5 protein-coding genes are annotated in these 5,881 nt (G+C 25.6%); 2 read left to right on the forward strand and 3 right to left on the reverse strand.

Features of this window, described 5'->3' with window-relative positions:
• Window positions 1–194 precede the first annotated feature (194 nt).
• The 3 genes from fliB (E6248_RS12020) to fliB (E6248_RS12030) all read right to left on the reverse strand — a co-directional run bounded on the left by fliB (E6248_RS12020) (window position 195) and on the right by fliB (E6248_RS12030) (window position 3,524).
• Window positions 195–1,343, reverse strand: a complete 1,149-nt coding sequence (gene fliB / locus E6248_RS12020; RefSeq protein ID WP_316341042.1) for a flagellin lysine-N-methylase — start codon at window positions 1,341–1,343, stop codon at window positions 195–197.
• 28 nt (window positions 1,344–1,371) lie between these two features.
• Entirely contained in the window at window positions 1,372–2,049 is a 678-nt protein-coding gene (locus E6248_RS12025; protein ID WP_316341043.1) for a pseudouridine synthase, read from the reverse strand.
• Between the two features lie 254 nt (window positions 2,050–2,303).
• Window positions 2,304–3,524, reverse strand: coding sequence for a flagellin lysine-N-methylase (gene fliB / locus E6248_RS12030; RefSeq protein ID WP_316341044.1), 1,221 nt, complete (start codon window positions 3,522–3,524; stop codon window positions 2,304–2,306).
• A gap of 343 nt (window positions 3,525–3,867) precedes the next feature.
• Between fliB (E6248_RS12030) and E6248_RS12035 the strand changes: the two genes are divergently transcribed.
• Window positions 3,868–4,614 (forward strand): 3'-5' exonuclease, encoded by a 747-nt coding sequence (locus tag E6248_RS12035; RefSeq protein ID WP_316341045.1) that lies wholly within the window; start codon window positions 3,868–3,870, stop codon window positions 4,612–4,614.
• 416 nt (window positions 4,615–5,030) lie between these two features.
• The gene (locus E6248_RS12040) at window positions 5,031–5,606 is read left to right on the forward strand and encodes a hypothetical protein (RefSeq protein ID WP_316341046.1); all 576 of its coding nucleotides are present in this window, start codon (window positions 5,031–5,033) and stop codon (window positions 5,604–5,606) included.
• Window positions 5,607–5,881 lie beyond the last annotated feature (275 nt).

Below are 5,881 nucleotides of genomic sequence, written 5' to 3' on the forward strand. Positions count from 1 at the left end.
TGTCAGTCGTTGCAATTATATCATAGGAGTTTTTTCTGTTCAGAGCTTAAGCCATTTTATCCACTGGCATAGCCAGTGGTTTTCAATACAATAAAAAGTAGGCAATAGCTTTTGGGCTATTCCCTACTTCAAACAGAAAATAAAATTAATACAAAAAAAGAAAAGTATTAAAAATTATCTTTGAGTTATTTCTATTAGATTAAAATTAAAGAACATATATAATCAAATTCTAATATTTCACTTTCATACATATCTAATAAAAATTCTATTACTGCCTCAGAATTATTTCCTATAATCCTTGAAAAAATTACAATATAATCTTTTACATCTTGGATACTAATTTCTTTTTTTATATTTATATAATATCTTAAAAATACTGCATGTCTTATTAATAGGTATTCCAATATAATCATTTCAAAAGAAATAATCATCTCTTCTAAATCATCGCTAACACAATTACTTAAAACTTTTGATACGATACAGTTTTCAATTAAATTATCATATTCTTTAAATAAATCCCAAAAGCCTCCCCACGCCTTAAAAAGCTTTTCTATATTAATTTCTTCAGCAAATTTATAAATCTCCTTTAAAGCTTCTTCAAAAATAGGGACATTTCTATAGTTTTCTATCATATCTATAAATAATGAATCTATTTCTTTTAAATATTGTCTAGTATCTATATTTTCATAGTCTTTGTATTTATTTAATTCTTCTTTTATATAATTTTTAGATTTATAATTATCTAAAAACTCTATTAAGCTATCATAATTTAAATCATCACTATCAAGCATATTCAAAAGCATATCATAAGAAAAAATAAGTTTATTTTCTATACTTATATCTTCTTTTTGAAGTATATTAACTAAACTCTCCCTTATTTTTAGACATCCTAAATCTTCAATATAAGAAAGAGAGTCATTAGAATCTATATAATTCTTTTCTTTCATGTCACTAATTATGTTAACTACCTCAGGGCAAGAACAAGATAAAGTAACCTCTCTTACATCCTCAAAATCATTTTCTATTCTAGGGAAGCTCTTACAAGTTAACGATAAATATTCATCACCATGATCTATAACTATATTACATAATCCTTCATTACTTAAGAAAGGACACTCTCCCTTTGTTTCTTTCTGAAGTAAATATGTATTTTCTCCATGAATTTTTATAAACCTTACATTATCTAAAAGATAATTAAGATTATCTTTCTCTCTCCACTTATTGTAAGTTTTATTATCTACATTAATATCCCAACCTGTACAACAAGTGAACTTGCATTTATCTGCTGTACACTTAAATTTATCATATACTTTTATCTTTAAGATATTTTCTATTTTGTTCATATAATAACTCCAACTTCAAATTTAGACTTTATGGATTTAATTTTTCTATTTCTTCTTTAGTTAATTCTCTCCACTTTCCTGGTTCTATTCCCTTAGAAAGTATGCTTACTATCCTTATTCGTTCTAATTTAATAACATTATATCCTAAAGTTTTGCACATTCTTCTTATTTGCCTGTTTAACCCTTGAGTTAAAATTATCTTAAATGTATTATTATCTACTCTTTCTAATTTGCAAGGTCTTGTAACAGTCCCTAGTATATTAACACCCTTTGACATCTTATAAATAAACTCATCATCAAAGTCTTTATCTAAAGTTACTATATACTCCTTTTCATGATAACTTTCTGAAGATAATATTTTATTTGCAAGGTCTCCATCATTAGTCATTAGTATAAGCCCCTCTGAATCTTTATCTAATCGTCCAACTGGAAATACATATTCCTCATAGTTTAAAAAATCAATTATATTATCTTTTATTTCTCTTGATGAAGTGCAAACTATCCCTTTAGGTTTATTTAAGGCTATATATACCCTTTCCTTTTGTTTAACTTTTTCTCCATCTAATAATATATCATCACTTTCTTCAACCCACTGTCCTTGCTCACAGAGTTTTCCATTAACCATTATTCTTTTATCTTCAATTAATCTACTTACTTCTTTTCTTGAGCAATATCCATAGTTGCTTAATAGTTTATTTATTCTCAAAACATATATCCTTCCTATTTGCGAAAATTATCTTATCTACACTTTTCTTTATATTACATGATTTATTTTAATTTAAGTTAAGATAGTCAATCTTAATATAAAAATTACCTAATCATAATACCATATTTCAAAATATATAAGAATTATTCACTCTTCTAATATCTCAGTAAATTTTATAGAAGCGATTTAAAAGTAGCTACTTAATTAGCAGGTGAAAATATGCTAATGGTAGCTACTTTTTTCTTATTACTTTATTATAACAGTGTTTTAGCAAATTCCATGTTATCAAATTCATTTTCTTTTATATATTCTAATGAATCAATTAAATAACTTTTGTGATGTTCTATAGTTTTAGAGAAAACTTGGATGAATTCAACTATGCTTTCTTTAGATTCCTCTTTATTATGTAGATATTTCCCAACAAGATAAAATCTAATAAATGAATATCTTGTTAAAAGCATAATATATCCATCAAATATTGATTCAGATTCAGTAAATGGGAAAACATTATTGTATATGAAATTCACTAAGTAATTTTCAAAAATATAGCTATTGCTATTTATGAAATTCTCATTATAATCTTCAAATGCCTTTATGTATAATCTTGAATCTTTACTTATTTCAACATTTTTATCAAAATTGAATCCAGCTATAATTTGCTTTGTATATTGTTTAAAAGTAAGGCTGTCTACCTTTTTAGATACATTTAAAAGCTCCAACATTTTTTTGAAAAAATCAATTTGAATAAGATAATTTAATTGATTTTTTTCATAACAATCATTAACTAGATTTATATCATATTTTTTAATAAATTTAGGTACATTGCTAAAATTATCGTTGATTTCGTCCTCTAATTTATTTATAAAATCACCTAATATATAAAGCCTTTCACTTAAATTTAATTTTCTATTTTGTATTATTTTAATGCTAAGTGCTCTAATTTCTTTAAAGTACTTTATTGGTGAATTATTATATTTTTTAGATTTAGTATCAATCTCACTTGATATTATATGTTTTCCTAAACTTTCTTCACTTTCTTTAAACTTAATTCCCTCTTCCTTTAATAAAAGAATTCTTGCAGCTTCATGGCAGGCTACATCAAGGGACATTTCATAATAACCATCTATTTTATTAATTATTCTAGGAAAAGATGTACAAACATTTGAAAGATATTCTTCTCCAAGCTTAGAATAAATAATACAATAATTTTCTTCATCCAAAAAAGGGCACCTTTTATCCCCCTTTAATTTTACTTTTCCATAATCTACATCATAGCTTGTACAATAATCATTATTATGAACGTTTTTTTGAAACATTCTTTTCATTTCTTTGTCTTGAACTTTATAATATTGTCTAAAGGTAGTCCTATCTATATCTATATCCCAACCAATACAACAGCTATCTTTGCAGTTTCCACCAATACATTTAAATTCTTTAAAATATTCTGGGTATCTCATTTTTACATTTTGTCCCATAGTATAACTTCCCTTTCAAATACATTACTTAAACTTTCTTATTACAAATTTATTTTACTACAGTATTTTAACTTTGTCAGATATACCTTACCTTCTAGGTATTATAAATAAAATACAAGAATTTTTTATATTTATAATCCTTATTGTAGTACTGCTTCTTCAAGTACAAGTGCTAATCCATCAAGTACCTCAAGCACATCAACCCATTCTATGGATTCTAACTCGAAAAATAACTATAATAAAATAAAGGAATTAGAAAAGGATTAAAAATATATAAAATTTATAGTTAAAAGCTGTATTAAACCTCTATTTGAGCATACTATCTTTAAAAGAGGTGTAGAATTTGAAGTATATTATATTTGATTTAGAATTTAATCAAAGTTCTAATAAAGAAGATAGGGTTCACCAATTACCTTTTGAAATAATACAAATTGGAGCTTTAAAACTTGATGAAGACTTTAAAACTATTTCAACTTTTAATGAATTAGTAAAACCTTCTGTTTATAAAACTGTTCTTTCATACATTCAAGATTTAACAAAAATTACTGACGAAATAGTTTCTACTGCTAAAAATTTTATAGATATTTATTATGACTTTATAAACTTTATTGGACAAGAAGATGCTATATTTATTATTTGGGGAATTGTAGACTTAAGAGAATTACATAAAAACATTATTTACTTCAATCTTTCTACTGAAAATCTCCCTAAACTTTTTATAGATATTCAAGAGTATACTAGCAAATATTTTAAAGTTCCTGGTGGAAAAAGGATTGGATTAAGAAATGCATTAGATTTTTTAAGTATAGATATAAGTTCTGAATTTCATAATGCTTTTAATGATGCTTATTATACGGCTGAAATATTTAAAAAATTATATAATGATTTAATAAAACCAAAAATTTATATAAATACACCTATTAGAATAAAGGCTGAGCCTAAGAAAATAGTTAATTATGACGGCTTGATTCTTCAAATTGAAAAAATGTATAATAAAAAATTAACCTCTGAAGAAATAGGCATGATAAAATTAGCTTACAATATGGGTAAAACTAATCAATTTCTTGTATCTATAGAGAAAAGAAAGTAACTTAAAACTGAACCTCTTAATATTTAAACCATTTTATTAACAAGTGATATACTTAATATGTAAGAAAATTTTGCAGAATAATATAAAGGAGAGGAATCCTCAGTCTTTGCTATACTCCTTCTCCTTAACTTCTCTTCTATTAATTTATTCTTCTTTAGCACTTTTAAAAAATGATAAAATTAATCCCATTACTAAAATACTCATAGATAATATTATAAAATTATTGTTTTGATTAATAGGGCATACCTATCCACCATTTATATTTGCTAGATATAAATTCTTCATATTTCTTTGTTCTTACCTATACTAAATTGTTTAGGTCCTTAAAATTACCATTATTAAGTAACACTACTCAGGGTTGCTAATATACTACTATTGATGAAGCTTATAACAGTATCAATATAAAGGAGTATCTTATGTATACTAACCAATATTTCTTTTGTCCCTATCCAATGAATCAAGATGCTTATCTCTCCTTCAATTCATCAAGGAAAAACATAACACAAAAATTTGCATCCTTTAGTGGCACAGTTACAATGATTGAAGATTTTTACACCGGTCAAAATGATTCATCAATAGGCTGCTATAAAATGATGTCGCTAGAAAACGTGGACATGGGTATTGTAAATTTTATAATTTCTCCGGAAACTTACTTTGTAAATCATTCAGTGATTGAGTTAGGCGACAAGGTAACCGGATTTTACGATGCAAATGCACCTACCCCCCTTATTTACCCTCCACAATATCGAGCAATTGTTATGTCTAAAAACACAGAATCTGAAAATGTTACTGTAGACTATTTTAATAGTGAACTTATAAGCAGCGATGGAAATTTAAAACTAAACATTGCACCATCTACAGAGGTAATTCTAACAAATGATCAGATTTTTAATAGATACCCTGGAAATAGAAACCTAATTGTTGTTTATGGTTCTACAACATTTAGCATTCCTGCCCAAACTACTCCATATAAAATCATTGTTCTTTGTTAAATCAAAATATGTTTATTAGTTCATACAATTAACTTATATTCTAGACTTTCTAATAATAAAACTGCTCTTTGTGGTACGGTTCATTATTCTCTATTCTAAAATAATAACCCAGGACAAACTATTTCTGTATCGTCCTGGGTTTAATAGTATAGTACCTGCGTAACTACTAGTACCCTCCACTATCATTTTTATTAACTCTTAACTATAGTAACATTTTTTCTATTTTATTTTTCTAATTTATATAGTTTTCAATTAATAATCTACATCTATAGTTT

Origin of the sequence: Clostridium sp. (assembly GCF_032552055.1) — a bacterium.
Lineage (GTDB): Bacteria > Bacillota > Clostridia > Clostridiales > Clostridiaceae > Clostridium.